Below are 26,677 nucleotides of genomic sequence, written 5' to 3'. Positions count from 1 at the left end.
GGGGGCCCGCCGAACCGGTCCGGTGCAGGCCCGCCGGGTCGGCCGCGGCGCCGGCGCCCGAACGGGCCGGTCCGCGCGAGATTCCGGAAGCTCGGGAGTCGTCACCCTTTCAGGCGAATTGCGAAGCTGGCGAACGAGGTGAGCCGGACCATTCGGTGGTCGCTCCGCGAGGTCTTGGGGCGCTGATCAAGTTGACTGGCGACGGCCCGTAGGCGACGCTCGTTCAAGCGGATGAATCGGGGGGACGTCGTGGCCCTCCGGAGGGCCGAATCCACTCTGGTTGCTCGACGCGGAGCGCCGCGATCCGTTTCTTTCGAATGACGTCATCCGGAGGGGTCATGTTTGCGCGTTCCCACCAACGGCGGCCGGGTCTGCTGACGGCCGTGACGGCCGCGCGACCGCGCCGGCTGATCGCCTCGGCGGCCACCGTCGCGCTGGTCTCCAGCCTGCTGCTCGCCGTGTCGTCCACGGCCGCGTCGGCCGCGCCGACCAGCGCCCAGATCAATTTCCAGCCCGCGTCGGCCCCCGTGCCGGCCGGCTACACCGTCGACGCCGGGGCGCCGTTCAACGGCACGTCCGGCTGGCAGAGCACCACCGGTGCGCCGCTGGACATGACGACCAACACCCGGGACCGCAACAGCTCCCTGTCCCCCAGCCAGCTCTACGACACGTTCATCCACATGCAGGCGCCCGCCGGCTCCGGCAACCCGGCCACGGGCGTGTGGCAGTACGCGCTGGCCAACGGCACCTACAACGTGACGGTCGCGGTCGGCGAGGCCAGCGCCACGAACTCGGTCAACGAGATCACCGCCGAGCCCGGGACGGCCAACGCGGTCGTCATCATCGACAACTTCGTGCCGACCAGCACCAACCGCTGGGCCACGGTCACCAAGCAGGTCACCGTCAGCGACGGCTTCCTCACGCTGGATCCGACCGGCGGCACCAACACCAAGCTGGACTTCGTCACGGTGACGCCGGCCGTCGGCGGGCCGTCCTCGCTCGCGGTGAGCGCGCCGCTGGACGGCCTGCTGGGCCTGCCGACGTCGCGACTGGTGTTCTCGACCGTCAAGCAGGCGCCGACGCCCGCGCAGAACGTGACCCTGAGCAACAACGGCAGCAGCCCGCTCACGGTGTCCAACATCGCGATCGGCGGGACGGACGCGAGCAGCTTCCAGCTGGCCTCGGGCCAGCCGACCAGCATCACGATCGCACCGGGCACCACCGCCACGATCGCCGTGCTATTCACGCCCGGGCCGAACAGCTTCTGCGCCACCGACCCCACCCAGGTCAGCGCCATGCAGCGGTTCGGCAGCCTGACCTTCAGCAGCGACGCGGGCAACGCGCCGACCGGTTCGGTCGACCTGGCCGGCCTCAACCCGTGTGGCAACGAGGGCACCAACGAGCCGGTGCTGGACCAGATCACCTCCGCCTTCGGCTACACCGACGTGACGTCCAACGGCAGCGGCGCGGCCCGCCGCGCGCTGGGTCCGCTGCGCCCGCTGCCGAACAGCGACCAGGTGCAGGTGCCGTACTTCGTGCGCGCCGACACCAGCAAGCCGGTCACCCTCACCCCGATCGCCCACTACAGCGGGCGCACGACCTACACGTTCGGCCAGACCGGATGGTTCGCCAAGGGCGCGGCCGTGACCACGCCCTGCAGCTCGACCTGCAGCCAGCTGTTCAGCTTCCCCGCCGACAGCGCCGCGCCCGGGCCGTACAACCAGAACCAGAAGCTCCTGCCCAGCACCACCGGCGGCACGACGTTCACGCCGACCGGGGCCTTCGGGATCTACAACGGCAACGGTTACGACGTGAACTTCACCGACGACGGCCTGAACGTGCTGCACAGCACCACCAACGCCGACGTCACCCCGCCGCACTACGGCAAGGGCTTCCGGGTGTTCCCGGCCTACGGACCGGGCCACGTGCTGATCCCGAACACCTGGATCCTGGCCACCGACGTGACCCGCATCCCGGCGTACAAGAACAACGACTACCAGGACGTCGTGTTCCTGCTGACCAACGCCGCCCCCGAGGTCGGCGTGGCCACGGCGCCCGGCAGCGCGTCGCTCAACCGCACGCTCACCGCGGGCGGCTCGGTGACCGGACAGTGCGTCGTCGCCGGCTTCGACGCGGTGCTGCCCAACAGCGGCGGCACCCAGTGCAACGCCGCGAACATCTCGTACACCACGTCGGGCCTGGCGCTGACCAGCACGCCGGGTGAGATGGCGAACGGCATCAACAGCCAGCAGAACGCGCTCTACAACCTGTTCGACGCCTCGCGGACGTCGTTCACGGTGAAGGCGCGGATCGCCGGGCCGATCCCCGCGCTGACCGCGAACTACCAGCAGATCGCGGCGTTCTTCGGGCCGGACCAGAACAACTACTTCAAGGTCGAGATCGAGCACAACGGCAACGGCACCGACCCGCACCTGACCGTGCTCTACGAGCAGGGCGGGACCGCGACCGTCGTCGCCTCCGTCTCGGTGCCGGCGCTGGCCACGGCCAGCACCGTCGACCTGATCATCAACGGCAACAGCAGCCAGCCCGACGGCATCCAGCCCAACGTCGACACCTACAAGGTGCGCGGCTACCCGCTGGACCAGGTCTGGGGGTCCTACTCGATCAACGGCGGCACGCCGGTGATGGTCGGCACCAAGCAGCTGCCCAAGGATCCGATGGGCTGGTTCTCCACCAGCGCCAAGGCCGGCATCCTGGTCTCCGGCGGTGGCTCCAGCACCCCGATCACCGCGAACTTCACCCGGTTCTCGATCACCAATCCCTGACCCGGACGCGCCTCGGCGGCCGGCGGCCTCTTCCCTCGCGGAAGGGTCGCCGGCCGTCGGCGTTTCCGGGGAGGGTCGTGCCTTCGCCGGTCAGCGGGTGGTGCAACGGGGCTTTGGTGCGGCCGCGGCCGGGGCCGACGGCCGTTGAGTGAACGCGAGCCGTGCCGTTGCGGGCCGGGATGAATGGGGCGGGTGCCGTCAGCGCCGACCGGGGTACCCGCCCGCCGAGCCCAGCCGGCGGAGACTCGGGCGGCCGCGACGAACCCCGCCCGGCCGCTTGATCGCGGTACCCCTGCCATCACTGCGAGCCCAGCCGGTGATGGCGCCGGTGCCGTCAACGGTGCGGGGCTGCGGACGACCGGGTCTCGAACCGAGCTCGCCGATCCTGGACCGGCCCCGGCTCGTTCGGCGGCACGACAGCTCGTCCGGACCCGCGAGTGTGCAGAAGGTGCCCCTTCCCGGCGGCGGAAGGGGCACCTTCTGCACACTCGGTTGAAAGCCGAACGCCGAGCGCTTCTGGTGGAGGCGCTCGGCGTTTGTGCTGGTCGTGGCGGTAGCGGTGGGATTTGAACCCACGGAGGAGTTGCCCCCTCACACGCTTTCGAGGCGTGCTCCTTCGGCCGCTCGGACACGCTACCGGCGGAAACTATACCGGCTGCCGGAGGCCTCAGACGCCACCCGGCGGGCCGTCACCGGCCGCAGCACGCAGGTCACCGGCCACCGCCCGCCCGCCGGCGGCCACCCCTCGGCCACCCGCCACCACACGTCGCGTCCGGCTCACCCGCCCGGCTACCCGGCCACCTCGTCACGCCCGGCCACCCCGTCGCCCGCACGCAACCGCACGAGCTCGGCGACCAGGCGAACCAGCTCATCGACGTCGGCCTGGTACTGGTGCGTGCCGGTGGAGGCCAGGGCGTCGGGTGCGGAGGCGTTGTAGTAGAGCCCGTCGGCCATCAGCATGACCATCTGGGCGATGGTCGGGTCGCCGACGGCGGCGAGCACCGAGTCGTACCACCGGCCCTGCACCCCGGCCAGGGTCTCGCGGGCGGCCGCGTGCGACCGCAGCCGGGTGGCGGCGACCAGGGTGCGGTCGAACGGGGTGTCGGCTCCCTGCGAGGTGCGCAGGAAGTACGAGACGACGCCTTCGGCCGCCTGCCGCATCAGCTCGTCGTCCTCGGCCGCGCGCGCCCGCAGCCGGTCGAGCAGGCCCTCGACCATCGCCTCGCGGGACGGGAAGTGGTAGATCAGCCCGCCCTTGGACACCCCCGCCTCGCGGGCCACGGCGTCCAGGGTCGCCGCGCGCTCCCCACGGTCGACCAGCAACCGCTCGAACGCGTCGAGCACCCGGTCGCGGGCGGCAGGGGGAGGCGGCACGGCGTCAACGGTAGCGCCCCGGCCGCCGGCCGGGTGATCCCGGGAACAACCGGACAACCACCCTTGTTACTGTACCGTCTGGTCGGTATAGTTGTTAGTACAAGTAACACGACTTTGGAGCTGTGACGTCATGACCTCGACCATGGACCCGCGCGCCACCACGGCGCCCGGCGCACCGGTCACCCCGCTCGCCCACCGGGCCGGCGCCCGCGAATGGACGGCCCTGGCCGTCCTGATGCTGCCGGTGCTGCTGGTCGCCGTCGACGCGACGGTGCTCTCGTTCGCCCTGCCCTCGATCTCGCAGGCCCTGGCCCCCACCGGCACCCAGCTGCTGTGGATGGTCGACATCTACCCGCTGGTGCTGGCCGGCCTGCTCGTCTCGATGGGCAGCCTGGCCGACCGGATCGGCCGTCGCCGGCTGCTGCTCATCGGCGCCGTCGGCTTCGCCACGGTCAGCGCGCTGGCCGCGTACGCGCCGAGCGCGGAATGGCTGATCGCCGCCCGTGCGGCGCTGGGCTTCTTCGGCGCCATGCTGATGCCGGCGACCCTGTCGCTGCTGCGCAACCTGTTCGTCGACCGGCAGCAGCGCCGGCTGGCCATCGCCATCTGGGCCGCCGGGTTCTCCGGCGGCGCCGCCCTCGGCCCGATCGTCGGCGGCTTCCTGCTCGAGCACTACTGGTGGGGCTCGGCCTTCCTGATGGCCGTCCCGGTGCTGGTGCTGCTGCTGATCCTGGCGCCCGTCTTCGTGCCGGAGTCCAAGGACCCGAACCCGGGCGCGGTCGACGTCGTCAGCATCGCGCTGTCCCTGCTGACCATGGTGCCGCTGGTGTACGCGATCAAGTCGATCGCCCACGACGGCCTCTCGGTCACCGCGCTGGGCCTGGTCGTGCTGGGCCTGCTGGCCGGGGCGACCTTCGTCCGCCGCCAGCTGACCCGGGCCAACCCGATGCTCGACGTCCGGCTGTTCCGCCGGTCGGCGTTCACCGGTGCGGTGCTGGCCAACCTGCTGGCCGTGTTCGCGCTCGTCGGCTTCCTGTTCTTCGTCGCCCAGCACCTGCAGCTGGTGCTCGGCTACAGCCCGATGCAGTCCGGCCTGATCCTGCTGCCCGGCCTGGTCGTGACGATCGTCGCCGGCCTGGCCGTGGTGCCGCTGGTGCGCGTGCTCTCGCCGCGCCTCGTGGTGGCCGGCGGTCTGGTGATCAGCGCCGCGGGCTACGTGGCGATCCTGTTCACCGCGGACGACCCGTCCGCCTGGGGCCTGGGCGCCGCGTTCATGCTGCTCAGCCTGGGCATCGGGGCCGCCGAGACGATTTCCAACGACGTCATCGTGTCCAGCGTGCCGGCCGACAAGGCCGGCGCGGCGTCGGCGATCTCCGAGACCGCCTACGAGCTGGGCGCGGTGCTGGGCACGGCGGTGCTCGGCGGGATCCTGTCCGCCGTCTACGCCGCCCGCGTCGTGGTGCCGGCCGGGCTCGACGCGACCGCCGCGGCGACGGCCGGCGAGACGCTGGGCGGGGCGACCGCGGTCGCGGCCACGCTGCCCGAGCCGGCCGCGACGCAGCTGCTGGATTCGGCCCGGCACGCGTTCGACGGCGGGGTCGTGTTCACCGCGGCGATCGCCGTCGTGCTGGTGCTCGCGGCCGCCGTCCTGGCCTGGGTCACCCTGCGCGGCAAGGGCGCGGAGAGCTGATCCGCGGCACCGTCACCGGAGCCGCAACGACGACGAACCCCGGCGAGCAGGGCGCCATTGGCTGCTCGCCGGGGTTCGTCGGTCTGGATCCGCGCCGGCCCGACCGCGGGATCCACCGCCGGCCGGACGGTCGGGTTATGGGATCAGGATCGCCCGGCCGCGGACCTTGCCCGCGTCCAGGTCGTCGATCGCCTGCTGGAAGTCGTCCAGCTTGTACTTGGCGGTGTGCAGGGTGACCTTGCCCCGCGCGGCCAGCGCCATCAGCTCGACCAGGTCGTTGTACGAGCCGACCAGGTTGCCGATGATGTTGCGCTCGGTGGAGATGATGTCGATGGTGGCGATGTCGACGTTCTCGCCGTAACCGACCACGTGGTAGTCACCGGCCCGCCGGGTCATGTCCAGGCCCTTGGCCGTCGAGCCGCCCTCACCGACGAAGTCGATGACCTGCTCGGCCCCGTGGCCACCGGTCAGCTCCAGCACCTGCTGCACCTCGGTGCCGTCGGCGACCACGGTGATGTCGGCGCCGATCTCCTGGGCCAGCTTCAGCGCGTCCGGGTTGCGGTCGACCACGATCAGGTCGGCCGGGGAGAGCGCCTTGAGCACCTGGATGCCGATGTGGCCCAGGCCGCCGGCGCCGATCATCACGCAGCGGTCGCCGGCCCGCAGCTTGCGGGCCGCCTTCGCGGCGGCGTGGTAGGCGGTCAGCCCGGCGTCGGCCAGCGCGGCCACGTCGGCCGGCTCCAGCGAGTCGTCGATCTTCACGACGCTGCGCGCCGACGTCTTGAGGTACTCGGCGTACCCGCCGTTGGTGTCGATGCCCGGGAACTGCGAGTTCTCGCAGTGCACGTCGTCGCCGAAGCGGCAGGCCCGGCACAGCCCGCAGGTGATCAGCGGGTGCATGATGACCTTGTCGCCGACCTTGACGTTGGTGACGGCGCTGCCGATCGCATCGACCCAGCCGGCGTTCTCGTGGCCGATCGTGTAGGGCAGCGGCACGTTCGTCTTCGGGGCCCACTGGCCCTCCAGGATGTGCAGATCGGTGCGGCACACGCCGGCCCCGCCGATCTTGACGATCACGTCGAACGGCCCGGTGACCTCGGGCTTGTCGATCTCGGTCAGCTCCAGATCCTGGTGGTAACCGACCACTCGTACTGCTCGCATGCGCGGAACTCCTTCGTTCGGCATCGGATGGTGGGCAGGCCGCGAGGCGCGCGTTGGGCACCCATCGGCGTTGCCACCACTGGTCCGCACACGGCGTTGGGCGCGGACCAGGGGCCTGAGGTGGCAGGGCGGTCGACGCGACCGTCCCTGATGTCGGCGGGTGGACCACCGACCGTCGTACGTCCGACTCAGTGTGCACGGCAATTCGATCGTGCGCAATAGACATGGCCGAACCTGTGCTTACTTGTCCGGACAACTAACGTGCAGCGGGCCCGTCCACGCCGCCGCCGGTCAGCCGACGGCCGCCCGGACCAGCGGCGCGACCCTGGTCCCCAGCAGCTCGATCGCCCGCAGCGAGTCGGCCTGGGGCACGCTGGACAGGTCCATCTGGAAGCCCTGCCGGTCGTGCCGCAGCACCGCGTGCAGGTCGACGATGCGTTCGGCGACCTGCTCGGGCGCGCCGATGAAGTACGCGCCGCCGGGCGCGGCCTGTGCGTCGTAGGAGGCGCGGTCGGGCAGCGGGAAGCGGCGCTCGCGGGCGATCCGGCGCATCGAGTCCAGCCAGTACGGGAAGAACGTCTCGGCCGCCCGCCCGTCGTCGGCCAGGAAGCCCATGCCCGAGACCCCGACCTCGGCGACCGCGCCGGGCCGCTCGGTCTGCGCGAACGCCCGCCGGTACAGATCGACCAGCGGGGCGAACCGGGCGGGCTGGCCGCCGATGATGGCGTAGTTCACCGGCAGGCCGAGAAGCCCCGCGCGGACGGACGATTCAGGGTTGCCGCCGGTGGCCACGGAGATCCGCAGATGCTCGCCCAGGCCCGGTTTCGGGTACGGCCGGGGCAGGATCACCGCGTTCGTCAGCGCCGGCCGGAACTGCCCCGACCAGGTCACCGGGTTGCCCGCGTCGATCTGCAGCAGCAGCTGGATCTTCTCGTCGTAGAGCGCGTCGTAGTCGCCCAGCTCGGCGCCGAACAGCGGGTACGACTCGATGAACGAACCCCGGCCGGCCATCAGCTCGACCCGGCCGGACGAGATCAGGTCGATCGTGGCGAACTGCTGGTAGACCCGGACCGGGTCCTCGGTCGACAGCACGGTGACCGCGCTGCCGAGCCCGATCCGGCTGGTCTGCGCGGCCGCGGCGGCCAGCACGGTGCCGGGCGCGGAGACCGCGTAGTCCGGCCGGTGGTGCTCACCGATGCCGAAGAAGTCCAGCCCCACCTCCTCGGCCAGCCGGATCCGCTCCAGCAGGTCGGCCAACCGGCGGGCCGGCGAGGTGCGTTCGCCGGTGACGGGGTCGGGATGGATGTCGCCGAAGCTGTAGACGCCGAGCTGCATGCCGCTCATTCTCCCGGGCCGGGCCGGTCCGGCCGGTGAGCGGCGAAGAAGTCCCGCAGCCGGGCGGAGCACTCCGCCTCCAGCACGCCCCCGCGGACCTGGACCCGATGGGTCAGCCGCCGGTCCCGCAGCACGTCCCACAGCGAGCCGGCCGCCCCCGTCTTGGGTTCCCAGCAGCCGAACACCACGGTGTCGATGCGGGCCAGCCCGATCGCGCCCGCGCACATCGTGCACGGCTCCACCGTGACAGCCAGGGTGGCACCGGCCAGGTTCCAGCGACCGGTCCGGGTCGCGGCCGCGCGCAGGGCGAGGATCTCGGCGTGCGCGGTCGGGTCGCCTGTCGCCTCCCGCCGGTTCCAGCCCTCGCCGAGAATCCGGCCGGCGGCGTCCACCACCAGCGCGCCGATCGGCACGTCCCCGGTGTCCGGCGCCCGGTCGGCCAGCGCCAGGGCGCGCCGCAGCAGCGCCTCATCGGCGGCCCGGACGGGCGTCACCGGCACACCGGCGGGACCGGGCCGCCCATCGCCGGGTCGGTCAGACCTTCTCGAGGATCTTGCCGAACGCGTCGGCGAAGCCGCACCGGGCGGCGATCATGGTCAGCTGCTCGTCCGGGTAGAGATCGACGTCGTCGACGATCAGCTGCATCTCCTGCTCGGACAGGCCCAGATCGGCCAGCAGACCGAGATCGCCCTCCGGCCAGGGGTCGTCGTCGATCTCGTCGTCCTCGGGAATCTGGATCTGCAGCAGGTCCAGCACGTCGGCGGCGATGTCGTAGTCCAGGCCCGCGGTCGCGTCCGACAGCAGCAGGGTCGCCCCACCCGGGATCGGCCGCACGATGACGAAGAATTCGTCGTCCACGGCCAGCATGGCGAAGACCGGACCGCTGGAGGCCACCCGCCGCAGGCCGGTGATCACCCCGTCCAGGTCGTCCAGCAGCTCGGGCGCGAGCAGCGAACAGCGCCACGTGGTGTCCTCGCGGGTCACCGCGACCCCGAAGCCCTCGGTCGTTGTCGTCCCGCTCGTACTCACCTGGGAAACGTTACGGCCTTCCCGCCGCGGGGGCCACGCCACGGTCCGCGGACGGGGGTCGGCGGACCGGCCCGGTCCGGCACCGGCGATGATGGGGGGATGGATGCCGGCGCCGCCCCGACCGACCTGGCGCGGCTCCTGCCGCCGTCGGTGTGCGTGCTGGGGCTGGGCCTGATCGGCGGATCGCTGGCCCGGGCGGCGGGCCCGTTCCTGCCGGTCAGCGGTTGGTCGCCCAGCCCGGCCACCCGGGACGCGGCCGCCGCCGACGGGCTGGCGGTCGCCGCCTCCCTCCCGGCGGCGCTGCGCGCGGCGGTCGCGCAGGACGCGCTGGTCGTCCTGGCCGCCCCGGTGACCTCGTTCCCCGAGTTGCTGCGCGCGGTCGACGAGCACGCCCCGACCGTCCGGCTGACCGACGTGGCCAGCATCAAGGCCGTCGTCGCCGAGCAGGTCGACGCGCTCGCCCCGCGGGCCCGGTTCATCGGCGCGCACCCGAGGGCGGGGACCGCGCACTCCGGCTGGGCCGCCGGCGACCCGAGGCTGTTCGACGGCGCCGCCTGGGTCACCTGCCTGACCGAGGAGTCCGAGCCGGCCGACTGGTCCGCGGTCGCCGCGCTGGCCCTGGCGGTCGGCAGCCGGGTGGTCCCGGCCGAGGCGGCCGCGCACGACTCCGCGGTGGCCCGCATCTCGCACCTGCCGCACGTCATGGCCCTGGCCCTGGCGCAGGTCGGCGCGCAGGGCGGGGCGCTGGCCCTGGCCCTGGCCGCGTCCTCGTTCGCCGACGGCACCCGGGTCGCCGGCACCCGGCCCGAGCTCATCCGGGCCATGTGCGAGGGCAACCGCGACGCGCTGGTCGAAGCCCTGGACGACGCGCTCGGCCTGATGGGGGTGGCCCGGGGCTCCCTGGCCTCCACCGGATCGCTGCGCAAGCTCACCGAGGGCGGGCACGCCGCCCGCGGTGAGTTCGAGGCCCGGGCCGCCGGCCTGGAGCCCATGACCCTGACCGGCGACGACCTGATCGAGCAGCTGCTGGCCGTCGGCTCGGCCGGTGGGTACGTCACCGGCCTGCGCGGGACGACGGACGACCTGCGGATCGACGTGCAGTACCCCGACCGCGACTGACGCTTTGCCGTTCCGGCAACTCACCTTGCCATCTGCGCGTCGGGTGGGCAGGCTGGTCGGCATGACGCACCAGCACGCCGCGCACGGCGCCGGGCCCACCACCGACGACCCGACCGAGTTCTGGGAGAGCCGGTACGGCGAGAAGGACGCGATCTGGTCCGGCCGGCCCAACCGGATGCTGGTCGACACCGTCGCCGACCTGCCCGCCGGCCGCGCCCTGGACCTGGGCTGCGGCGAGGGCGGGGATGCGATCTGGCTGGCCGAGCGGGGCTGGGCGGTCACCGGGGTCGACATCTCCCCCACCGCGGTGGCCCGCGCGACCCGCGCCGCCGCCGACCGCGGGCTGACCGCGCACTTCCGGACCGTCGACCTGGAGACCTGGCGCACCGACGAGACCTTCGACCTGGTGACGGCCTGCTTCCTGCAGTCCCCGCTGGCCTTCGGCCGGGAGCAGGTGCTGCGCCGCGCCGCCGGCCTGGTCGCTCCGGGCGGGCACCTGCTCAGCGTGGCGCACGCGGCCGCGCCGCCGTGGTCGGGCATGGCCGGCGACCCGACGATGGTGTTCCCCACCCCCGACGGCGATCTCGCCGCGCTGGCCCTGGGCGCCGACTGGGAGGTGCTGATCGCGCAGGTGCGCACCCGGCCCGCCACCGGACCGGACGGGCAGGAGGCCACGCTCGACGACTCCGTGCTGCTGGTCCGCCGGCGCCCCTGACTCCGCTCCCCGGTGATCTGGCCGAACGCTCGGCGGGGTGAATGTCGCCGGCGTCGGGTCAGCCGGGCCCGCGGCCCGACCACGTCCACGCGTAAGCGCCGTCGTCGACCGCCCGGCCGCCCTCGCCCAGCTCCAGCGGCCGGAACGTGTCGACCATGACGGCGAGCTCGTCGAAGTAGTCCTTGCCCAGCGAGGCCTCCACCGCGCCGCGCTGCGGGCCGTGCGAGTGCCCGCCCGGGTGCACGCTGACCGAGCCGGGCCCGATGCCGGAGCCCTTGCGCGCCTCGTAGTCCCCCGCGACGTAGAACATGATCTCGTCGCTGTCGACGTTGGAGTGGTAGTACGGCACCGGGACGGCCAGCGGGTGGTAGTCGACCTTGCGCGGCACGAACGCGCAGATGACGAAGTTCGGGCCCTCGAACACCTGGTGCACCGGCGGCGGCTGGTGCACGCGGCCGGTGATCGGCTCGAAGTCGCCGACGTTGAACGTGTACGGGTACAGGCAGCCGTCCCAGCCGACGACGTCGAACGGATGGTGCGGGCCGACCACGATCGACCCGACGATGCCGCCCGGACCGTTCCCGCGGTGCTTGGTGTGGACCGCGGTGTCGGTGGGGTCGTCGACGAGCAATGGCGCCGCCGGGCCGTGCAGGTCCCGCTCGCAGTACGGCGAATGCTCCAGCAGCTGCCCGCCACGGGACAGGTACTTGCGCGGCGGCCCGATGTGGCCGGCGGCCTCGACGACGTAGGCGCGCAGCGGCCCGTCCGGCCGCCAGCGGTGCACCGTCGCGCGCGGGATCATCACGAAATCGCCCGTCTCGACGGGCAACTCGCCGAAGACCGTCTGGACGGTCCCCGAGCCGGCCTCGACGAACACGCACTCGTCGCCGATCGCGTTGCGGTACAGCGGGCTCGGCGCCGTCGCCCGGACGTAGGAGATGCGGACGTCGGCGTTGCCCAGGATCAGCCGCCGCCCGGTCACCACGTCGCGGTCGGGGTCGTCGTCGCCGAACAGGTCGTGCAGCTTCAGGTGCCGGGGCTTGAGCGGGTGATTGGGCGTGGTGCCCAGGTCGGGCAGGTCCCAGATGCGGGCGTCGACCATCGCCGACGGGATGCCGCGGTGGTAGAGCAGCGACGAGTCCGAGGAGAAGCCCTCCTCCCCCATCAGCTCCTCCCGCAGCAACTCGCCCTGCGCGTCCCGGAACTGGGTGTGCCGCTTGGGGGGAACGTCACCGACGCGCCGGTAGTGGGCCATCACCGCTCCTGGGGTCTAGGGTTCCGCCGTGGGGTCGTGGGTGCCCGGCGCCGCCGGATCGGGGTTCGACGAGGACCATCTGCCGTACGGGGTGTTCGATCCCGGTGACGGACCGCGGGTGGGCGTCCGGATCGGCGGCTACGCGCTGGACCTGGCCGGGGCGACCGGTTCCGCCCGCACGGTCCGGGGCGGTGCGGGCGACCGTGGTGCAGGGGCCGGCGTCGCAGTCGACCCGGACGTCGCCGGACTGCTGACCGCCCCCTCGCTCGACCCCCTGCTGGCCGCCGGGCCGGGCGCCTGGTCCGCGGTTCGCGGGCTGGCCACCGCCCTGGTGACCGACGCCGGCCGGCGGTCGGCCGTCGAACCGCACCTGCACCCGGCCGGATCGGTGCGGATGCTGCTGCCGTTCACCGTCGCCGACTACGTCGACTTCTACGCCAGCCAGTGGCATGCCACCGCGGTCGGCCGGATGTTCCGCCCGGACGCGGATCCGTTGCCGCCCAACTGGAAACACCTGCCGATCGGCTATCACGGGCGGGCCGGCAGCGTCGTCGTCTCCGGCACCCCGGTGATCCGGCCGGCCGGCCAGTCCCGGTTGCCCGGCGCGGAGCCGACGTTCGGGCCGACCCGCCGGCTGGACCTGGAGGCGGAACTCGCCTACGTCGTCGGAGTGGGCTCCGCACTCGGGGTTCCGGTTTCCGGCGCCGCCTTCGCCCGGCACGTCTTCGGCGTCGCGCTGCTCAACGACTGGAGCGCGCGCGACATCCAGGCCTGGGAGTACCGACCGCTCGGCCCGTTCCTGGGCAAGTCGTTCGCCACCTCGCTGGGCGCCTGGATCACGCCGCTGGCCGCGCTGGCCGCCGCCCGCGTCGAGCCGCCCCGGCGCACCCACCGGTTGCTGCCCCACCTGGCCGACGGCGGCGGCCTGCCCTGGGGTCTGGACCTGACCCTGACGGTCGCCGTCAACGGGACGGAGGTGAGCCGGCCGCCGTTCGCGGCCATGTACTGGACGGGACCGCAACTGCTCGCCCACCTGACCAGCAACGGGTCGCCGCTGCGGACCGGCGACCTGCTCGCCTCCGGCACGGTGTCCGGTCCGGCCCCCGACGAGGCCGGGTCGCTGCTGGAGCTGTCCGCGAACGGCACCCGACCGGTCCCGCTCGCCGGCGGCGCGTCGCGCACGTTCCTGGCCGACGGCGACGTCGTCACGATCGGCGCGACCGCCCCTTCCACCGGGGGCGGCCGGCTGCGTCTGGGTGAGGTCACCGGCACCGTGCGGCCCGGGCCGGCCTGACCCCGCCGGGCCGGTCACAGGTTCCCGCGGGCCGCCTGCTCCCGCTCGATCGACTCGAACAGCGCCTTGAAGTTGCCCTTGCCGAAACCGAGAGAGCCGTGCCGCTCGATGATCTCGAAGAAAATCGTGGGGCGGTCACCCAGCGGCCGGGTGAAGATCTGCAACAGGTAGCCGTCCTCGTCCCGGTCGACCAGGATGCGGCGCCGCTTGAGCTCGGCGACCGGGACCCGGACCGACCCGATGCGCGCGGCCAGCTCGGGATCGTCGTAGTAGGCGTCGGGGGTGTCCAGGAACTGCACCCCGCGGTCGCGCAGCGCGTCGACGGTGCGCAGGATGTCGCCGGTGGCCAGGGCGAGATGCTGGCAGCCGGGACCGGCGTGGAACTCCAGGTACTCGTCGATCTGCGACCTGCGCTTGCCCACGGCCGGCTCGTTGAGCGGGAACTTGACCCGGTGGTTGCCGTTCGCCACCACCTTGCTCATCAGCGCCGAGTATTCGGTGGCGATGTCGTCGCCGACGAACTCCGCCATGTTCACGAAACCCATCACCCGGTTGTAGAAGTCGACCCATTCGTCCATGCGGCCGAGCTCGACGTTGCCGACCGCGTGGTCCAGGGCCTGGAACAGCCGGGGCGAGCTGCGCCGGCCGTCCGGTGCGATGGCCCGGTAGCCCGGCCGGTAGGGGCCGCGATACCGCCGCCGGTCGACCAGGGTGTGCCGGACGTGGCCGTACGTGGCGATCGCGGCGCTCCGGACGGTTCCGTGCTCGTCGGCCTCGTCATGCGGTTCGACGAGCACCCGGGCGCCCTGCCGGCGGGCCTGGTCGATGCAGCGGTCGACGTCACCGACCTCCATCGCCAGGTCGATCACCGCGTCCCCGTGCTCGCGGTGCACGTCCAGCAGCGGACTGCCCGGGGCGACCCCGCCGGTGAGCACGAACCGGGCCGAACCCGACCTGAGCACGTACGAGACATCACTGCGGTGACCGGTTTCCGGGCCCCGGTAGGCGACGAGGTCCATGCCCCAGACGGTCCGGAAGTACTGCGCGGACTGGGTGGCGTTGCCGCAGACGAAGACCACCGCATCCATGCCGAGTACCGGGAACGGGTCGTCGGCGACGTCGTGGTCGACCAGGCCGACCAGATCGCGCAGGGCCTCGTCGGACGGTTCGTCCGGATCGGCGCCCCCGCGGCGTGCGCCGGGCCGGGAGCCGGTGGGCGGGTTGATCGTGCTCGTCATCGGGAATCCGCCTTCGCGTCGGTGCGGTGGTGGGATTCCGATCAGGATTGGCACAGCCGGTCCGGCTGGGCAATACTTCGCTCACGTGACGCGCATTGTGCGCAGGATGATCAGCTGTTGCGGCTGTGGACTGAGCAGAATGCTCAGGACGGAGAGTTCCGGTGATCGATCGGCTGGACGCGCGGATCCTGGAGTTGTTCGCGGCCGAACCCCGGGTCGGCGTACTGGAGGCGGCCCGCCGGATCGGCGCCGCCCGCAACACGGTGCAGGCCCGGCTCGACCGGATGCAGCGCTCGGGAGTGATCGCCGATCTCGCCCCCACGGTCGATCCGGCCGCTCTCGGTTTCCCGGTCACCGCCTTCGTCACGGTGGAGATCGCGCAGGGCCGCGGCCGGCGCGAGGTGGTCGATCATCTGGCCTCGATCCCCGAGGTGATCGAGGTGCACACGATCACCGGGGACGCGGACCTGCTGGTGCAGCTGGTCTCCCGGGACAACGCCGACCTGCAGCGGGTGATCGACGACGTCGTGCGGGACCCCGCCGTCGTCCGCGCGTCGACGGCGATCGCGTTGGACACCCCGGTCCGGCACCGCACCGGGCCGCTGGTGCGCAGCGTGGCCGGGCCGTGATCGACCTGCCCCGGCCCGCTCTGGTCGTCCTGGTCGGGCCGGCCGGCTCGGGCAAGACCACCTGGGCGCGAACATATTTCGCCGGGAACGAGGTGGTCTCGGCGGATGCCCTGCGGGCGATGGTGGGCAGCGGCGAAGCCGACCTGGACGCCTCGGCGGATGCGTTCGCGGTGCTCGACGCGGTCGTCGGGGCCCGGCTGCGGCGGGGACTGACCACGGTGGTGGACACCCTCGGGCTGGACCACGCCCGGCGGCGGTCCGTGATCGCCCTCGGTCGCGCGGCCGGTTTGCCCTGCGTCGCCGTCGTGTTCACCACCGCGCTCGACGTCTGCCGCGCCCGCAACCGGGACCGGGACCGGCCGGTGCCCGCGCCGGCGCTGCGCTCGCAACACCGGCGGACCGCCCAGCTCGACCTGGCCGAGGACGGTCTCGACATCGTCCTGTCGGTCGACACCGGGCCGCCGGTTCCGTCGGCCCCGGTCGCGGCGGAGTCGGCCGGATCCGGGTCGGGTGGCGCGCTCGTCGGGACGGGCGGTGGGCCCGGCGGGGCGGGCGGGACCGGGACAGGCGGGGTGCCCGTCGGGACGGGCGGGCCGCGTCCCGACGGCCCGGGGCTGCGGTTCGGGCTGCAGGTGTCGGCGTTCCCGTGGGGCGCCGACCCCCGCGGCTGGCTGCGCGACGTCGCGATCGCCGCCGAACAGGCCGGGTTCGCCGCGCTGTCCGTGATGGACCACCTGATCCAGATTCCGCAGGTCGGCCGGGCGTGGGATCCCATCCCGGAGGCCTACGTGACACTCGGTTTCCTGGCCGGCGTCACCGACCGGATCCACGTGGGCCCACTGGTCACACCGGTGACGTTCCGTTCCGCACCGCTGTTGGCCAAGATGCTCGCCACGCTCGACTCCGTGGCCCCGGGCCGGGTGTTCTGCGGACTGGGGGCCGGCTGGTTCGCCCGTGAGCACGCCGCGTACGGACTGCCGGGCAGCGCCTTCGGCGGGCCGACCTTCCCGCCGCCGGGGGCCCGGCTCGACGCGCTCGCCGAGACGATCGGGGTGCTCCGCGCGTTCTGGGGTCCGGGCACCAAACCAATCGGCCGGTTCCCGGAGACGACCTGCTACCCGCGGCCGGGACCGATCCCGATCCTGGTCGGGGGCGGCGGGGAGCGGCGCACCCTGCGGATCGCCGCGACCTTGGGCGACGGCTGCAACCTGCCCTCGACCGCCGACCTGGATCGGAAGCTGGCCGTCTTCCGCGGTCACGCCGCGGCGGCCGGCCGTCCCGTGGACGAGCTGCGGACGACCGTGCTCGACCTGCCGATCGTCGGCGCCGATCCGGACGAGGTGGCCCGGCTGGTCGAGCGGCACCGCGGCCGGTCCTCGGCCGCCACCTACGCCGCCGCGCACCACGCCGGCCCGCCCGCCGCGCACATCGCCCGCTACGCCGATCTGGCCGCGAAGGGCGTCGACACCGTCTTCGTGAGCCTGCCCGACCTCACCGGCCCGGTCGAGATCGCCCGCTTCGCCCCCATCGTCGCCGCCTTCACCTGACCCCGGCGAGCCGGCCCCCGGATCCACCCACCCCGGGGCGAGCCCGCCCGCGCGGATCATCTACGCCGGCGCGGATCAAGTCACACGAAATGTGACCCGTGAGACCGGAGTCGACGACTTCATCCGCGCGGCGGGGCTGTGGACAGCCGCGCGGATCAAATCGCCCCGAATGTGACGGCAGTGGTCATTGTCAACGACTTCGTCCGCGCCGGGGTAGTTGATCCGCGCGACAAGGGGGCGCCGGAGGGGCGGGGCGGGTCAGGGGGCGGGGCGGGTCAGGGGGCGGGGCTGATCAGGGGACAGGTCAGCGGGGGCGGCGGACGCGGGCGAGGGCCCAGTCGGGTTCGTCGGACAGGCGCACCCGGCCGTCGGCGTCGAAGATCAGGTAGGCGTCGAAGGTGCGGGCGAACGCGCGGTCGTGAGTGACGGCGACGACCGTGCCCGCGAAGGCGTCGAGCGCCTGCTCCAGGGCCTCGGCCGAGTGCAGGTCGAGGTTGTCCGTCGGCTCGTCGAGCAGCAGCAGGGTGGCGCCGGACAGCTCGAGGAGCAGGATCTGCAACCGGGCCTGCTGGCCGCCGGAGAGGGTCTGGAACGGCTGTTCGGCCGACCGGGCCAGCCCGTACCGGTCCAGCGCCCGGGCCGCCTGCTCCCGGCCCATGCCGGCCCGGTGGTCGTCGCCCCGGTGCAGGATGTCGAGCAGGGTCCGGCCCTGCCATTCCGTGTGGCCGTGGGTCTGGCGGAAGTAGCCGGGCCGCACCCGCGAGCCGAGCACCACCGACCCGGTGTGCGGCACCGGGTCGAGCGGCTCGTCCGAGACCGGGCGGTGCTCGACGTCGGGATCGCTGCCGCCGGCCGCCAGCAGCCGCAGGAAGTGCGACTTGCCCGATCCGTTGGAGCCGAGCACGGCGACTCGGTCGCCGTAGTGCACTTCCAGATCGAACGGCTGCATCAGCCCGGTCAGCTCCAGCCGGCGGCAGACCAGGGCCCGCTTCGCGGTCCGCCCGCCGGACAGCCGCATGGAGACCCGTTGCGCCTGCGGTACCGCCTGCGGCGGCCCGGCCTCCTCGAACTTGGCCAGCCGGGTCTGCGCGGCCTGGTATCGGGAGGCCAGGCCGTCGTTGAACGCGGCCTTGGTCTTGTACATCAGCACGAGGGCCTTGAGCTTGGCGTGCTCCTCGTCCCACCGCCGGCGCAGTTCCTCGAGCCGGGAGTTCCGGTCGTCCCGCGCCTGGTGGTACGTGGCGAACGAACCGCCGTGCACCCAGGCAGTCGCGCCCGCGGCCCCGGGCTCCAGGGTCACGATGCGGCGGGCGGCGTTGGCCAGCAGCTCGCGATCGTGCGAGATCAGCAGCACCGCCTTGGTCGTCGCCGCGAGCCTCTGCTCGAGCCACTGTTTGCCGGGCACGTCCAGGTAGTTGTCCGGCTCGTCCAGCAGCAGCACCTCGGCCGGGCCCCCGAGCAACAGCTCCAGCACCAGGCGCTTCTGCTCGCCGCCGGACAGGCTGGTCACGGCCCGGTACTTGGCCCGGTCGTACGGCACCCCGAGCGCAGCGACAGTGGCCTTGTCGAAGGCGTTCTCGTGCCCGTAGCCGTCGACGTCGGCCCAGTCGGCCAGGGCTTGCGCGTAGGCCAGCCCGGCCTCGTCGCCGTCGTCCTCCATCATCCGCAGTTCGCTCGCGTCGACCGCGGCCGCCGCCTGCCGCACCGGACCCGGCGACACCGAGAGCAGCAGGTCGCGGACCGTCGAGTCGTCCCGCACGGAGCCGATGAACTGTGGCATCACGACGCGGGTCCCGGAGCCGGTCACCGCGCCCTCGTCCGGCGCCAGGGTGCCGTCGGCGATCCGCAGCAGGGTGGTCTTGCCGGTGCCGTTGGGCCCGATCAGCGCGGTGACGCCGCCCGCGTCCGCTCCGGCCGGCGAGCCGCCGGACACCCGGAAGGACACCTCGGACAGCAAGGGTCGGCCGTCCGGCAGGGCGAACGACACGGCACTGAACTCCAGGTGACCCACGAGCGTCGAGGGTGACCGAGAACCACGGTCCGCGTCAACGCGATTGCCCGGCTCGACCGGCCGGGAGACCGGAGAGAGGCCGAACCGGAATCCGTACCCGCCGAACGGGGGCCCTGCCCCCCACATGGCAGCGGCCTGTCGACGCGGCGCCATCTGCACGTCACCGATACGGTACGCATCGTGACCGCCGATCAGGGCCCCGCCAGGTTCTTCGCCTGGTCATCCGAGGATGGTCGACGCCTGGAAACCGTCCGGGTGGTGATGACCGACCGCGGGCTGCGCGCGTCCGGGTACCTGGTGCGGGTGGGCAAGCGCAGCTACGGCGCCTCGTACTCGGTGCTGTGCGACGCCGCCGGTCGGACCCGCCGGGTGACCCTGCACAGCGACTCGGCGGTCACCGAGCGGGGCCTGTCGCTGACGCGGACGCCCGGTGGCCCCTGGCTCGACGGCGCCGGCAAGTCCCCACCGATGCCCGACCTGGACCTGGCCCTGGACGTGGACTTCTACGCCAGCGTGTTCAGCAACTCGCTGGCCATCCGGCGGCTGGGCCTGCACCGGCGGCTGGGCCAGGAATCGGTGGTGGTCGCCGAGGTCCACTTCCCGGACCTGACCGTGGAACCCGTGGTCCACCACTACCGCACGGTCGAGCTGTCCGAGCACGGCGCCCGGCTACGGCACCAGGGGCCGAACGGTCACCACGAGTTGACCGTCGACCGGGAAGGTTTCGTGATCGACGTCCCCCACCTGTCGTACCGGCTGAAGTGACCGGACGCCGGGGCACGGGGGTCACGGGCGGCCCCGGCGGCACGGACCGGCCTTCGGCCTAGGCTGATCACCATCACTGGTGCGAGAGCTCGAGGAGGCTCCGGCATGGTCGACTTCAACGAACTCAAGGATAAGGCGCAGGATCTGGTGGCGCAGCACGCCGACACCATCAAGGACGGGATCGCCAAGACCGGCGACTTCGTCGGCGAGAAGGTCGGCCACGACAAGGTCGATCCGATCGAGGAGAAGCTGCACGGCCTGGTGGACAAGGCCGCGGGGCGCGACGAGCAGCCCCCGCCCGCGCCGCCCGTGGTCTGACCCGACCGCGACCGGGACCGACGCCCGCTTCGCGTCGGCCGGCCGGCCACCCCGGGTGATCGGACAAATCACCCGATAGGGGGTGCTGCCGGGCCGGGGGCGGTTCCATGCTGAGAGGCGTCCGAGGGAGGCCTCATCCATGCGGGATCACGCGCCCTGGCCGTCAGGGAATCCATCACCGGTCCAGCCGTCCACCGCCGCGACGTGGCGCCAGTGCTGGTGCTGCCACCGACATCTGCCGGACCATCCGTCGCTGTGCCACTGCGGGCAGCCCCACTACTGCGAAGGCCGGCCGCCCAGCTGGTTCCGGCCGGCCGCGGGGTGAGCGGTCCGGGTCGGGCGCTCAGCCCGCCCCGAGCCGGGAGACGAGCCAGTCGGTGGTCACCCGGATCGCCTCGTCCCCCACCTGCTGGTCGACGGTGAACCCGTGGTCGGCCCCCTGGACGACGTGCAGGGTGGTGTCCTGGCTGGCCACGGCCTGCAGGAAGTCCGTCGACACCTGCGGGTCGACGACCTGGTCGTCGGAACCGACGACGGCCAGGACGGGTCCGGTGTAGGCCTCGACGTCGTCGAGCGGGTGCGACGCCTCGATGGTGTCGAACCAGTTCAGGCCGAGCTTGAAGATCCGGTTCCCGAAGTCCAGCGGCACGTAGCCGTTCTCGCGAGCCTGGTCGTGCCCGTCCGGGTCCTCGTCGTACCCGTTGTAGACCGCACCGCTCCAGGAGACGAACGCGGCCACACCCGGCACGGTCCCGGTGACGGTGGCGCCGATCCCGCCGCCGCGGGACAGGCCCAGGATCGCGACCCGGTCCGGGTCGATCGCGCCGTCGCCCGTGGGGTTCTGCCGCAGCCAGTCCAGGGACGCGGTGGCGTCGGCCACCATGTTCGGGTAGTCCAGCGACAGGTCCGGCTCCTCCGAATCGCCGGTGCCGGCGAAGTCGATCCGCAGCGACGCGATACCCCGCGCGGCGAGCGCGGAGGCCAGCCGGGCGAACATGTCGCCGTTCTCGTCCCGGCTGCTCAGGTCGCCGTGCAGCAGCAGCACCGCCGGCACCGCGCGGCCCGCGGCGTCGGCCGGCAGGGCCAGGGTGCCCGGGACCCGGTGGTCGCCGGCCGGGATCCAGACCATCGTCTCGTCGTCGCTGAACGCCGCCGGGAGCGGCGGCTGGTCGGCGTCGTCGGCCGCCGGATCGGCCGACGCGCCGGACGCGGCGGCCGGGTCGGTGGTCGGGGCGCCGGGGGCCGCCGAGGCCGGATCGGGGCCGGGGCCGCCCCTCGGGTCGACCGCGCCACCTGCGGCGGCGGGCTGGACGGGCGGCGCCGGGGAGGCGGTCGACGAGTCGGTCAGGGGCGACGGGACCGGAGCGGGACCCGCTCCGGCGGATCCGCAGGCGACCAGCCCGGCACACAGCAGCGCGGCGGCCGCGATTCGCATCCGTCTCATCGGACCCCCCTCGTCGACCGCACCCTCGACCATTGTCACCGGCCCCGGTCCGGTGGCCGACCGCGCTTCACGGCGCCGGTACGCGGCCACCCGGCGGCCGGTGCGCGACCGGTCGACGGCCGGTAACGGCCCGGCCGGCGCCCGGTCAGCCGGCTGCAGACCGGTCAGCCGGTCAGGGCGGCCGCGGCGGACCGGATGCGCTTGGCCGACACCGGCACGGAGGTGCGCATCGGCTGCGCGAACTGGGCCACCCGGTACTCGGCCAGCAGGTGGCGCAGTGCCCGCACGTCCGCGTCGTCCCGGCGTTCGGCGGGCAAGCCGTCGATCGCCGCCTCGGCCAGGACGGTCAGCTCCCTGACCTCGGCGAGCCGCTCACGGTCGCGGCCGGCGGCCTCCCGCACCCGTTCGGCCCGGATCCGCAGGGCCTGCAGCTGGCGCGCCCGGTCGGGCAGCCCGGCCGCGCCCGCCGCCACGACGAACCCGGGCCCGATCGCGGCCCGCCACTGCGCGCGCATGTCCGCGGTCAGGTCGGCGACCGCGGCCGCCCCCGGGCCCCGCTCGGCGGTGTCGATGGCGCTGGCCGCCTCGCCGGCGGCGACCAGCACCGCCGCGACGGCGACCAGCACGTCGCGGACCGCGCCCAACACGTGCGGGGCGATCGCCGTGGAGAGCGCCTCGAACCCGGCGGCCGTCCAGACGACGCCGCCCGACCGGTCGAGCAGCGCGTCGACGGCCACCCGGGTGGCGTCGGCGACCAGGGCGGCGATCGTCGTGTGCGGCGCCGTGGCCAGGGCGATCTGCGTCTCCCGGTTCAGCAGTTGCCGCACCCGGGCCAGCGACGGGGCCAGGGCGGTGGCCAACAACCGGACGGTGCCGGCCCGCATGGCCCGGGCCTGGTCGTCCGCGCTGTCGAAAACAGCGACCCCGACTGCGGTCTCGGCCTCGGGGACGAGCGCGGGATAGCCGGTTACCTCGTGCCCGGCCACCCGCGCCCGCACCCGCCGTGGCACGCCTTCGGCCGGGAACTCGGTCAGCCCGTGCCGTTCCAGGGACCGGGTGGCCCGGACGACGGCCCGTTGGGTGTCACCCCGCATCGACGACTGCAGCGCGGGCAGGTCGCGACCCGAGGCCAGCGTCGCCCCGTGCTCGTCGACGACCCGGAAGTTCATCCGCAGGTGCTCGGGCACCTTGTCCGGCTCGAAGTCCGACTCGCGCACCACGACTCCGGTCATCCGGGTCAGCGCGGTGGCCAGTTCGCCGGCCAGCGCTCCGGCCGGGTCGATCCGGTCCAGTGCGGCGCGGGCGAAATCGGGGGCCGGCACGAAGTTGCGGCGCAGCGTCTTGGGCAGGGTCCGGATCAGCGCCACGGCCAGTTCCTCGCGCAGGCCCGGGATCTGCGCCTCGAACCCGGCCGGGTCGACCCGGGCGAGCACCGGCAGCGGGATGCTGACGGTCACGCCGTCGTCGGCGCGGCCGGGGTCGAACACGTAGTCCAACGGCAGGTCAACACCGCCGGAGGTGAACCGGTCGGGGAACGCGGCCGCGTCGAACCGCTCCCCGCCGGCCGCGATGAGCATGTCCGGCGTGAACGTCAGCAGGTCCGGCTGGGTCCGGGAGGCCTTGCGCCACCAGGCATCGAAATGCCGCCCGGAGGTGACGTCGGCCGGGATGCGGGCGTCGTAGAGCGCGACCATGGTCTCGTCGTCGATCAGGATGTCGCGGCGGCGGGCGCGCTCCTCCCACTCGTTGACCTGCTCGAGCGCGCGCTGGTTCTCGGCGAAGAACCGGTGCCGGGTGTGCCAGTCCCGCTCGACCAGGGCGTGCCGGATGAACAGGTCCCTGGACAGCTCGGGGTCGATCCGGTCGAACTGCACGGTGCGCGCGGCGACCAGCGTCACGCCCAGCAGCGTCACCTTCTCGGTGGCCTCGACACTGGCTCGCTTGGCGTTCCAGCGGGGCTCGGAGTAGCTGCGCCGCAACAGGTCCCCGCCGACCGCCTCCACCCAACCGGGTTCGACCCGGGCGCAGATCCGGGCCCACAGGCGGCTGGTCTCGACCAGCTCGGAGGACACCACGAGCGCCGGCAGCGACCGGGCCAGCGCCGATCCCGGCCAGACGGCGAAGGCCACCCCGCGGGTGCCCTGGTACTCGCGGGTGCCCTCCTTGCGCAGCCCGATGTGGGAGAGCAGTCCGGCCAGCAGCGCGGTGTGCACCCGCTCGGTGTCCACCTCGATCGCGAGCGAGCCGCGGCCGCCCGCGGGCGCGTCCGGGTCCCGCAGGGTGGGTGCCGGCGCCGCCGGGTCCGGCCGCGCCGAACGGCGGCCCCGCCGTTGGCCGTCCCGGCCGGCCTCCCCGCCGCCGTCCCGGCCGCCTTCCCGTCCGCCTTCCCGTCCGTCTTCCCGGCCGGCGCCCCGGCCTGCGCCCCGGCCCCGGGCGCCCTCCCGGTCGCCCGGCCCCCGGCTCAGCTGGCTGAGTTGGGCGTGCAGGTCCTGCCATTCCCGGATGCGCAGGTAGTTCAGATACTCCCGGCGGCACATCTTACGGAACGCGTTGCCGGACAGCGTCTTCGCCTGTTCACCGAGGTACGCCCACAGGCTCAGCAGGGCGGTGAAGTCGGACTGGCCGTCGACGAACCGGGAGTGCGCGGCGGTTGCCTTGTCCCGCTCGTCGAGCGGGTACTCGCGCACGTCGATGACCGACAGGGCGGCGACCAGGACGAGCATCTCCCGCAGGCAGTCGCGGCGCTGCCCCTCGACCAGGATCCGGGCCAGCCGCGGGTCGACCGGCAGCCCGGACATGTCCCGGCCGGTCGGGGTCAGCCGGATCCGGTCCGCCTCGCTCCGGTCCAGCGCCCCCAGCTCGGTGAGAACGGTCACGCCGTCGGTGATCTGGCGACGATCGGGCGGGTCGAGGAAGGGGAAGTCGGCGATGTCGCCCAGGTCCAGCGCGGCCATCTGCAGGATGACCGAGGCCAGCGACGTCCGGGCGATCTCCGGATCGGTGTACGCGGGACGCTCGGTGAAGTCCCGTTCGGAGTACAGCCGGATGCAGATGCCGTCGGCCACGCGGCCGCACCGGCCGGCCCGCTGGCCGGCCGAGGCCTGGGAGATCGGTTCGATGGGCAACCGCTGCACCTTGCTGCGCGGTGAGTACCGCGAGATGCGCGCGGTGCCGGGGTCGATGACGTACCGGATGCCGGGCACCGTCAGCGAGGTCTCGGCGACGTTGGTGGACAGCACGATCCGCCGGCCGGTGTGTGCGGAGAACACCCGGTGCTGATCGGCCGAGGACAGCCGACCGTACAACGGCAGCACCTCGATCACGCCCCGACGGGTCGCCAGGTGCCCGCGGAGGACCTCGGCGGTGTCGGTGATCTCGCGCTCCCCGGAGAGGAACACCAGGATGTCGCCGCTGTCCCGCCCGGTGCCGGCGGCCAGCAGCTCGTCCACCGCCGACGTGATCGCCTGCGCCTGGTCGGCCGAGTCGGACCTCGACTCGTCCACCGCATCGGGGTCGTCGACGTCCGGCAAGGCGTCCAGACCGTACGGCCGGTACCGGATCTCGACCGGGAACGTGCGGCCCGAGACCTCGACGACCGGGGCCCCGCCGAAGTGCCGGGAGAACTTGTCCGGGTCGATCGTCGCCGAGGTGATGATGACCTTCAGGTCGGGCCGCTGGGGCAACAGGCCCACCAGGTACCCGAGCAGGAAATCGATGTTGAGGCTGCGCTCGTGGGCCTCGTCGATGATGATCGTGTCGTAGTTCCACAGCATCCGGTCGCGCCCGATCTCGGTGAGCAGGATGCCGTCGGTCATCAGTTTGACCAGGGTGGTCGGCCCGGTGTGGTCGCCGAACCGGATCGAGTAGCCGACGGCCCCGCCGACCGCCGTGCCGGTCTCGTCGGCGATGCGCTCGGCCAGCGCCCGGGCGGCGATCCGCCGGGGCTGGGTGTGCCCGATCATCCCGCGCACGCCCCGGCCCAGCTGCAGCAGCAGCTTGGGCAGCTGGGTGGACTTGCCCGACCCGGTCTCGCCGGCCACGATCACGACCTGGTGCTCGCCGATCACCTGGGCCAGTTCCTCCACCCGGGCGCTGACCGGGAGCGCGGCCGGGAACGAGATCGCCGGAACGGCCGCCCGCCGCCGCTCCATCCGCTGCGCGCCGGCGGCGATCTGGGCGTCGATCTCGCCGAGCACCAGGGCCCGCTTGGCGTCGTCGGCGATGGAACGGGTGCTGCGCAGCCGTCGCCGCAGGCGGCGTTCGTCGGCGATGGTCAGGTCGGCCAGCGCGGCGAGGCGCTCGGCCGCCGTCTCGGGGCGGGCAGTCATGACCCGACCACAATAGGCAGGCCGGCGGCACCGGCCCGCCCGCGCGCGGGTCGCCCCGGGGCGCACCGCCCCCGCACACCGCCCGCGCCGGCCCGTTCGACGTCCGCCCGGCGGCCGTTCCCCGCCCGTTCGGCGTCCGTTCCCCGCCGGACGGCGTCCGCCCGGCGGCCGGTCGGGCCCCGGACCGATCGAACCTGAGCGGCCGCGATCCCCACCCGGGTCAGCGCAACGGCACCGGCCCGTCACCCAGGCCCCGCAGCGGCCCGTCCAGCTCCCGGCCCGGCTGGGCCGGCATCAGCAGGCAGTCGACGTAGAAGCCGTTCGCCGCGGACCGGGCGTCCGGGCCGGTCAGCACCTCGCCCGTGTCCTCGTCCACGGTCGAATCGACCACCACCACCTGGAGCGATCCGTCGTCCAGCGCGTCGGTCGAGCCGAGCGCGTCGACGGCGTCCAGCCGGCAGTCGGCGGCGTCGTCCGCGGCCGCCCGGCTCGCGTTCCCGGTCCAGTAGCTGACCTGCTCGGCGGCGTGCGGGCGCCCGCACCAAACCCGGTACAGGCGGCCCCGGGGGGACACGGCCAAATCGAAACGGGCCCCCTCGGCGGGTTTAAAACTGCCCCGCAGCCACCCCCCCAGCTGAC

At 73.3% G+C, this 26,677-nt stretch carries 20 protein-coding genes and 1 tRNA gene; 9 read left to right on the top strand and 12 right to left on the bottom strand.

The genetic code is table 11. The features are described from left to right. Positions 1-383 precede the first annotated feature (383 nt). Complete coding sequence (locus tag ACOJUF_RS04580; RefSeq protein WP_420120684.1) at positions 384-2,786, top strand: hypothetical protein; 2,403 nt, start codon at positions 384-386, stop codon at positions 2,784-2,786. Between the two features lie 548 nt (positions 2,787-3,334). On the opposite strand, the gene ACOJUF_RS04575 is transcribed toward ACOJUF_RS04580, so the two are convergent. Beyond that, positions 3,335-3,424 (bottom strand) — tRNA-Ser (locus tag ACOJUF_RS04575). Positions 3,425-3,575: 151 nt separating this feature from the next. Next, positions 3,576-4,160, bottom strand: a complete 585-nt coding sequence (locus ACOJUF_RS04570) for a TetR/AcrR family transcriptional regulator (protein ID WP_420120683.1) — start codon at positions 4,158-4,160, stop codon at positions 3,576-3,578. A gap of 130 nt (positions 4,161-4,290) precedes the next feature. Here ACOJUF_RS04570 and ACOJUF_RS04565 point away from each other — a divergent pair, with 130 nt between their 5' ends. Further along, on the top strand, positions 4,291-5,850 hold the full coding sequence (locus ACOJUF_RS04565) for an MFS transporter (RefSeq protein WP_420120682.1): 1,560 nt from the start codon (positions 4,291-4,293) through the stop codon (positions 5,848-5,850). Between the two features lie 135 nt (positions 5,851-5,985). Here ACOJUF_RS04565 and ACOJUF_RS04560 read toward each other — a convergent pair whose 3' ends face one another. The 4 genes from ACOJUF_RS04560 to ACOJUF_RS04545 all read right to left on the bottom strand — a co-directional run bounded on the left by ACOJUF_RS04560 (position 5,986) and on the right by ACOJUF_RS04545 (position 9,375). Beyond that, the gene (locus ACOJUF_RS04560) at positions 5,986-7,011 is read right to left on the bottom strand and encodes an NAD(P)-dependent alcohol dehydrogenase (protein ID WP_420120681.1); all 1,026 of its coding nucleotides are present in this window, start codon (positions 7,009-7,011) and stop codon (positions 5,986-5,988) included. Positions 7,012-7,302: 291 nt separating this feature from the next. Next, positions 7,303-8,346: an LLM class flavin-dependent oxidoreductase gene (locus tag ACOJUF_RS04555; RefSeq protein ID WP_420120680.1), complete on the bottom strand. Its 1,044-nt coding sequence runs from the start codon at positions 8,344-8,346 to the stop codon at positions 7,303-7,305. Between the two features lie 5 nt (positions 8,347-8,351). Further along, entirely contained in the window at positions 8,352-8,840 is a 489-nt protein-coding gene (gene tadA, locus ACOJUF_RS04550) for a tRNA adenosine(34) deaminase TadA (protein ID WP_420120679.1), read from the bottom strand. 40 nt (positions 8,841-8,880) lie between these two features. After that, positions 8,881-9,375 carry a tRNA adenosine deaminase-associated protein gene (locus tag ACOJUF_RS04545; RefSeq protein WP_420120678.1) on the bottom strand — a complete coding sequence of 165 codons (495 nt, stop codon included), beginning with the start codon at positions 9,373-9,375 and terminating at the stop codon, positions 8,881-8,883. A 99-nt stretch (positions 9,376-9,474) separates the two neighbouring features. On the opposite strand from ACOJUF_RS04545, the gene ACOJUF_RS04540 reads away from it, so the two are divergent. Continuing rightward, positions 9,475-10,494, top strand: a complete 1,020-nt coding sequence (locus ACOJUF_RS04540) for a prephenate dehydrogenase (protein WP_420120677.1) — start codon at positions 9,475-9,477, stop codon at positions 10,492-10,494. Between the two features lie 61 nt (positions 10,495-10,555). Beyond that, positions 10,556-11,209, top strand: a complete 654-nt coding sequence (locus tag ACOJUF_RS04535) for a class I SAM-dependent methyltransferase (protein ID WP_420120676.1) — start codon at positions 10,556-10,558, stop codon at positions 11,207-11,209. A 58-nt stretch (positions 11,210-11,267) separates the two neighbouring features. On the opposite strand, the gene ACOJUF_RS04530 is transcribed toward ACOJUF_RS04535, so the two are convergent. Then, the gene (locus tag ACOJUF_RS04530; RefSeq protein WP_420120675.1) at positions 11,268-12,464 is read right to left on the bottom strand and encodes a homogentisate 1,2-dioxygenase; all 1,197 of its coding nucleotides are present in this window, start codon (positions 12,462-12,464) and stop codon (positions 11,268-11,270) included. Between the two features lie 28 nt (positions 12,465-12,492). Between ACOJUF_RS04530 and ACOJUF_RS04525 the strand changes: the two genes are divergently transcribed. Then, the gene (locus ACOJUF_RS04525; RefSeq protein WP_420120674.1) at positions 12,493-13,758 is read left to right on the top strand and encodes a fumarylacetoacetate hydrolase family protein; all 1,266 of its coding nucleotides are present in this window, start codon (positions 12,493-12,495) and stop codon (positions 13,756-13,758) included. Positions 13,759-13,772: 14 nt separating this feature from the next. Here ACOJUF_RS04525 and hppD read toward each other — a convergent pair whose 3' ends face one another. Continuing rightward, complete coding sequence (gene hppD, locus ACOJUF_RS04520) at positions 13,773-14,996, bottom strand: 4-hydroxyphenylpyruvate dioxygenase (RefSeq protein WP_420120673.1); 1,224 nt, start codon at positions 14,994-14,996, stop codon at positions 13,773-13,775. Between the two features lie 161 nt (positions 14,997-15,157). On the opposite strand from hppD, the gene ACOJUF_RS04515 reads away from it, so the two are divergent. Further along, positions 15,158-15,625: an Lrp/AsnC family transcriptional regulator gene (locus tag ACOJUF_RS04515; protein ID WP_420120672.1), complete on the top strand. Its 468-nt coding sequence runs from the start codon at positions 15,158-15,160 to the stop codon at positions 15,623-15,625. Next, positions 15,622-17,172, top strand: a complete 1,551-nt coding sequence (locus ACOJUF_RS04510) for an LLM class flavin-dependent oxidoreductase (protein WP_420120671.1) — start codon at positions 15,622-15,624, stop codon at positions 17,170-17,172. Before ACOJUF_RS04515 ends, ACOJUF_RS04510 begins: the two co-directional genes overlap by 4 nt. A 304-nt stretch (positions 17,173-17,476) precedes the next feature. Here ACOJUF_RS04510 and ACOJUF_RS04505 read toward each other — a convergent pair whose 3' ends face one another. After that, positions 17,477-19,183: an ABC-F family ATP-binding cassette domain-containing protein gene (locus tag ACOJUF_RS04505; RefSeq protein WP_420120670.1), complete on the bottom strand. Its 1,707-nt coding sequence runs from the start codon at positions 19,181-19,183 to the stop codon at positions 17,477-17,479. 180 nt (positions 19,184-19,363) lie between these two features. Here ACOJUF_RS04505 and ACOJUF_RS04500 point away from each other — a divergent pair, with 180 nt between their 5' ends. Both ACOJUF_RS04500 and ACOJUF_RS04495 read left to right on the top strand, forming a co-directional pair. After that, positions 19,364-19,948 carry a putative glycolipid-binding domain-containing protein gene (locus tag ACOJUF_RS04500; protein WP_420120669.1) on the top strand — a complete coding sequence of 195 codons (585 nt, stop codon included), beginning with the start codon at positions 19,364-19,366 and terminating at the stop codon, positions 19,946-19,948. 105 nt (positions 19,949-20,053) lie between these two features. Next, on the top strand, positions 20,054-20,266 hold the full coding sequence (locus ACOJUF_RS04495) for an antitoxin (RefSeq protein WP_420120668.1): 213 nt from the start codon (positions 20,054-20,056) through the stop codon (positions 20,264-20,266). Positions 20,267-20,609: 343 nt separating this feature from the next. Here ACOJUF_RS04495 and ACOJUF_RS04490 read toward each other — a convergent pair whose 3' ends face one another. The 3 genes from ACOJUF_RS04490 to ACOJUF_RS04480 form a co-directional block, all read right to left on the bottom strand. After that, entirely contained in the window at positions 20,610-21,701 is a 1,092-nt protein-coding gene (locus tag ACOJUF_RS04490) for an alpha/beta hydrolase family protein (protein ID WP_420120667.1), read from the bottom strand. A gap of 173 nt (positions 21,702-21,874) precedes the next feature. Then, positions 21,875-26,038 carry an ATP-dependent RNA helicase HrpA gene (gene hrpA / locus ACOJUF_RS04485; RefSeq protein WP_420120666.1) on the bottom strand — a complete coding sequence of 1,388 codons (4,164 nt, stop codon included), beginning with the start codon at positions 26,036-26,038 and terminating at the stop codon, positions 21,875-21,877. Between the two features lie 220 nt (positions 26,039-26,258). Then, positions 26,259-26,677, bottom strand: a 419-nt coding sequence (locus ACOJUF_RS04480; protein ID WP_420120665.1) for a hypothetical protein, incomplete at its 5' end; no start/stop codon positions are given.

Origin of the sequence: Nakamurella sp. (genome assembly GCF_048594475.1) — a bacterium.
Lineage (GTDB): Bacteria > Actinomycetota > Actinomycetes > Mycobacteriales > Nakamurellaceae > Nakamurella.
This window is presented reverse-complemented; position numbering and strand designations above follow the sequence as displayed.